We start from the raw sequence: 4,373 nt of genomic DNA on the forward strand, positions 1-4,373 counted from the left end.
GGTGAAGTCCTTTGTACAATTTGGTAAGGAGATAAGATGTCACGTATTGGAAAACTTCCTATTTCTATCCCAGCTGATGTAAAAGCAACTATTGAGGGGACTGTGATCACTTTCGTGAAAGGTTCAACAACTCAAGTATTGGATACACGCGGTAACTGTGGTGTTACTCTTGAAGAGAACACTTTGACGTTCAGCACAAACTCTGATCAACGTGCAGATCGTGCGTTTTGGGGTACTTACCGTGCTTTGGCGGCAAACATCATCACTGGTTTAACAACCGGTTTTGAGAAAAAATTGGAGATCAACGGGGTCGGTTACCGTGCTGCGGTAAATGGAAACGTTTTGAACCTTCAACTCGGTTTCAGCCATGACATCAACTACGATATCCCTGCGGGAATCACCATGGCAGTTGATAAAAACGTTATTAGCATCAAAGGCGCTGACAAACAACAAGTTGGTCAAATTGCTGCTGAAATCCGTTCATTCCGTCCACCGGAACCGTATAAAGGTAAAGGTGTTAAATATTCTGATGAGACTATCCTGCGTAAAGCCGGTAAGACATCTAAGAAATAAGGAGCGATGAAATGACAGCAAAAACACTAAAAAACAAATCGGCAAAACGTGTTCAACGTAAACGCCGAATTCGCTCTAAAATTTCAGGATGCGCTTCTTTACCGCGTGTGTCTGTTTTCCGCTCTAACCGCTATATCAGCGCACAAGCGATTAACGACGAAGCAGCGGTAACATTGGCGGCAGTACACTCAAAAACTTTGGGTTTAAAAGCAAACAAAGAGGATGCTGAAAAAACAGCAGCCGTATTTGCTAAGAACCTCAAAGACGCCGGAATCAATGAAGTCGTTTTCGATCGTAACGGTTTCATTTACCATGGTGTTGTAAAAGCGTTTGCCGAAGCACTTCGTGCAAATGAAATTAAGTTTTAAGGTCACGAGATGCAAGCGATTAACAGAGAAGAATTTTCAGAAGCGATTGTAAACATCGGTCGTGTAACAAAAGTTGTAAAGGGTGGTCGACGTTTCCGTTTTACCGCTCTTGTCGTTGTAGGAAATAAAAAAGGGACCGTAGGTTACGGAGTCGGAAAAGCGAAAGAAGTTCCAGACGCTATCCGTAAAGCGGTTGACGAAGCATTCAAAAACTTGACAGAAGTGAAGATCAAAGGGACTACCATCGCTCACGATATCGAAGTTAAATACAATGCGAGTCGTATCTTGCTTAAACCTGCATCAGAAGGTACAGGGGTTATCGCCGGTGGTGCTACCCGTCCTGTACTTGAGCTTGCGGGAATCCAAGACATCTTGACGAAGTCTTTGGGTTCTAACAATCCAAACACTGTGGTACGTGCAACTATCGATGCGCTATCACGTATCAAAGGATAAGGTATGGCACTCGAAAATCTTACCCCTGCTGAGGGTTCAACCCACAGCAAAAAACGTCTTGGCCGCGGTCAAGGAAGTGGCCAAGGTAAAACTGCCGGTAAGGGTCACAAAGGTCAAAAAGCGCGTAAAGGTTACAATGAAAAACGTAACTTTGAGGGTGGACAACAACCACTTGCCCGCCGTTTGCCGAAAATCGGTTTCCAATCACGTGTTGTGAAACCAACCACAATTAACGTTGAAAAAGTAAAAGAGATCGCGAATCTTGCTGAAATTACAATGGAAAGCATCCGTGGTGTTCACCGATTGCCTAAATCTGTTGTTAGCGTTAAACTTGTCGGTGCAAGCGCTAAAGATTTAGCATCTAAAATCAAAGACGAAAACGTTACAACATCTGGTAAATAATGAACCAACAACTTGTAAACAAGATCTTAATTACGATCGGTTTTCTCTTTATCTACCGTTTACTGGCATACGTGCCGGTACCGGGTGTTGACACGGCTGTAATCGCGTCATTTTTTAACTCTCACCAAGCTGACGCGTTAGGTCTGTTTAATATGTTTAGCGGTAAAGCCGTCGAACGATTCTCCATTATCTCTCTTGGTATTATGCCTTACATCACCGCATCCATCATTATGGAACTTCTTGCAGCAACATTCCCAAACTTGGCTCAAATGAAAAAAGAGCGCGACGGTATGGTGAAATATATGCAGATTATCCGTTATGCGACTATCGTTATTACCATCGTGCAAGCGATCGGTGTGAGTGTCGGGCTACAAAGCATGAGCGGCAAAGACGGCAGCAGTGCTATTTTGGTCGATCACAGTACGTTTGTAACGTTGGCAGTTGTTTCCATGTTGGCAGGTACGATGCTCTTGATGTGGATTGGTGAGCAAATTACACAAAGTGGTATCGGAAACGGTGTCTCTTTGATCATCTTCGCCGGTATCGTTTCGGCGATTCCAAGTGCGATTTCGCATGCGGTTACGATGGTCAATACGGGTGCAATGGGATTCTTATCACTGGTAGGAATTGTTGCATTGGTAGTAACAACGATTTTGGTCATTATTTATGTTGAGTTGGGTGAACGCCGTATTCCGGTCACCTATGCGAAAAAGACAATGATGCAAAATCAAAACAAACGGGTTATGAACTACATTCCGGTGAAAGTGAACCTCTCTGGGGTTATTCCGGTCATTTTTGCTTCGGCAATTTTGATGTTCCCGATGACGGTAATGTCTTCAAGTACTAATCCGACGGTTCAAGCTATTGCCGATGTGTTGAATCCGAACCATTATTTTTTCAATGTTTTGCAGTTTTTGTTTGTCGTATTTTTTGCGTTCTTTTATGCATCGATTGTATTTAATGCAAAAGATATAGCGGACAATCTAAAACGTCAAGGCGGGTTTATTCCGGGTGTTCGTCCGGGTGAATCAACCAAAGAGTTCTTGAACGATACTGCAGGGCGATTGACCATTACAGGTGCTATTTATCTCGGTCTTATCGCTACATTGCCATGGGTAATTGTTAAAGCGATGGGCGTTCCGTTCTTCTTTGGAGGGACGGCAGTTCTCATCGTGGTTCAGGTAGCCTTGGACACTATGCGTCGTATCGAAGCGCAAGTGTATATGTCTAAATACCAAACCCTTAGTGCGGTTGGCCTGTAACAATGGCGATTGCGCTACGTAAAAATGATGAAATAGCTTCACTTCGTGCCGCGAATAAAATCGTCGGAGCGACGTTGGAGCTGTTAGCTTCTCACACCAAACCGGGGATTACCCTAAAAGAGCTTGATCGCTTGGGCGAAGATTTTATCCGAAGCCAAGGTGCAAGCCCCTCTTTTAAAGGGCTCTACGGTTTTCCAAGTGCAGTTTGTACCTCTGTCAATGAAGTGATTATCCACGGTATTCCGACCGATTACGCTCTTCAAGAGGGTGATATTGTCGGGTTTGATGTTGGTACTAAAAAGGGGGGCTATTTCGGGGACGCAGCTATCTCTGTTGGGGTTGGAAAGATCTCTCCGGAAGATGAAGCATTAATTGCATGTTCGAAAGACGCCCTCTATTTTGCCATCGATATTATCCGCGACGGGATGCGCTTTAAAGAGCTTTCCTACGAGATAGAGCAGTTTATTCTCGCACGCGGGTTTGTCCCGTTGCGGGGATTCTGCGGTCACGGTATCGGCAAAAAACCGCATGAAGAACCGGAAATTCCGAATTATATGGACGGAGCCAATGTTAAAGCGGGTCCGAAGATAAAAAATGGAATGGTTTTTTGCTTGGAGCCGATGATTTGTCAAAAAGAGGGTACCTCTAAAATTTTGGCCAACGGCTGGGATGTGGTGAGTACGGATGGGCTGAAAGGCTCTCATTACGAGCATACGGTTGCGATTATCAACGGTAGAGCTGAAATATTATCAATCGCGTAAAGGAAGAGTAATGGCAAAAGATGATGTCATTGAAGTAGACGGAAAGATTATTGAGGCACTACCCAATGCAACGTTTCGTGTTGAGTTGCCGAATGGTCACGTGATTTTGTGTCATATTGCTGGAAAAATGCGTATGCACTACATCAAAATCCTCCCCGGGGATACGGTAAAAATCGAGTTGACTCCATACAGCTTGGACAAAGGTCGAATTACCTACCGGTATAAATAAATCTTCCCTCTTCGGGAAGAAGATAACTATTTTTTGATAGAGGAAACGAATTTATGAAAAAAAGTTATCGCTTTTTTCCTCCTAAGTGCTTTTTTATTTGCTTCTGATCCGCAACAGTCGTTTTAAGAAACCTATACGGATGCACTTCGCGGTGTAGAAGCGGATGAGGGCGCAGCGATGAAGTGGCTTGTCCTGGCAGCGAAGCAAAAAGAGCCCACCGCACTCACCTCTGGAATGAAAAAAGGTTCATTCTATAAAATCAGTGGGATTGCAACAAAAAAAGGGTGGGGAGCGTTTGATAAAGAAGGGTGGATCGATGAGAACA

General features: G+C 44.1%; 7 protein-coding genes. All 7 read left to right on the forward strand.

Going from position 1 to position 4,373, the window contains the following annotated elements; all coding sequences use genetic code 11:
• The first annotated feature begins 36 nt into the window (after positions 1-36).
• From rplF to infA, 7 genes are read left to right on the forward strand one after another with little or no spacing between them, the layout of a single operon-like run.
• The gene (gene rplF, locus JHC35_RS00405; protein ID WP_295041353.1) at positions 37-573 is read left to right on the forward strand and encodes a 50S ribosomal protein L6; all 537 of its coding nucleotides are present in this window, start codon (positions 37-39) and stop codon (positions 571-573) included.
• Positions 574-584: 11 nt separating this feature from the next.
• Entirely contained in the window at positions 585-941 is a 357-nt protein-coding gene (gene rplR / locus JHC35_RS00410) for a 50S ribosomal protein L18 (protein ID WP_295041355.1), read from the forward strand.
• A gap of 9 nt (positions 942-950) precedes the next feature.
• Entirely contained in the window at positions 951-1,394 is a 444-nt protein-coding gene (gene rpsE, locus JHC35_RS00415) for a 30S ribosomal protein S5 (RefSeq protein ID WP_013459071.1), read from the forward strand.
• A 3-nt stretch (positions 1,395-1,397) separates the two neighbouring features.
• The gene (gene rplO, locus JHC35_RS00420) at positions 1,398-1,796 is read left to right on the forward strand and encodes a 50S ribosomal protein L15 (RefSeq protein ID WP_295041357.1); all 399 of its coding nucleotides are present in this window, start codon (positions 1,398-1,400) and stop codon (positions 1,794-1,796) included.
• On the forward strand, positions 1,796-3,058 hold the full coding sequence (gene secY / locus JHC35_RS00425) for a preprotein translocase subunit SecY (protein WP_295041359.1): 1,263 nt from the start codon (positions 1,796-1,798) through the stop codon (positions 3,056-3,058). Before rplO ends, secY begins: the two co-directional genes overlap by 1 nt.
• A gap of 2 nt (positions 3,059-3,060) precedes the next feature.
• A complete protein-coding gene (gene map / locus JHC35_RS00430) occupies positions 3,061-3,819 on the forward strand; it encodes a type I methionyl aminopeptidase (protein WP_295041361.1) in 759 nt (252 codons plus the stop codon).
• Positions 3,820-3,829: 10 nt separating this feature from the next.
• Positions 3,830-4,048, forward strand: coding sequence for a translation initiation factor IF-1 (gene infA / locus JHC35_RS00435; protein ID WP_013459075.1), 219 nt, complete (start codon positions 3,830-3,832; stop codon positions 4,046-4,048).
• Positions 4,049-4,373 lie beyond the last annotated feature (325 nt).

Source organism: Sulfuricurvum sp., assembly GCF_022759005.1.
GTDB lineage: Bacteria > Campylobacterota > Campylobacteria > Campylobacterales > Sulfurimonadaceae > Sulfuricurvum.

Bases quoted from the DNA above. Each gene is read 5' to 3' on its own strand.
- rpsE (WP_013459071.1), top strand. From the start codon at position 951: ATGCAAGCGATTAACAGAGAAGAATTTTCAGAAGCGATTGTAAACATC.
- rplO (WP_295041357.1), top strand. From the start codon at position 1,398: ATGGCACTCGAAAATCTTACCCCTGCTGAGGGTTCAACCCACAGCAAA.
- map (WP_295041361.1), top strand. From the start codon at position 3,061: ATGGCGATTGCGCTACGTAAAAATGATGAAATAGCTTCACTTCGTGCC.
- secY (WP_295041359.1), top strand. From the start codon at position 1,796: ATGAACCAACAACTTGTAAACAAGATCTTAATTACGATCGGTTTTCTC.
- infA (WP_013459075.1), top strand. From the start codon at position 3,830: ATGGCAAAAGATGATGTCATTGAAGTAGACGGAAAGATTATTGAGGCA.
- rplR (WP_295041355.1), top strand. From the start codon at position 585: ATGACAGCAAAAACACTAAAAAACAAATCGGCAAAACGTGTTCAACGT.
- rplF (WP_295041353.1), top strand. From the start codon at position 37: ATGTCACGTATTGGAAAACTTCCTATTTCTATCCCAGCTGATGTAAAA.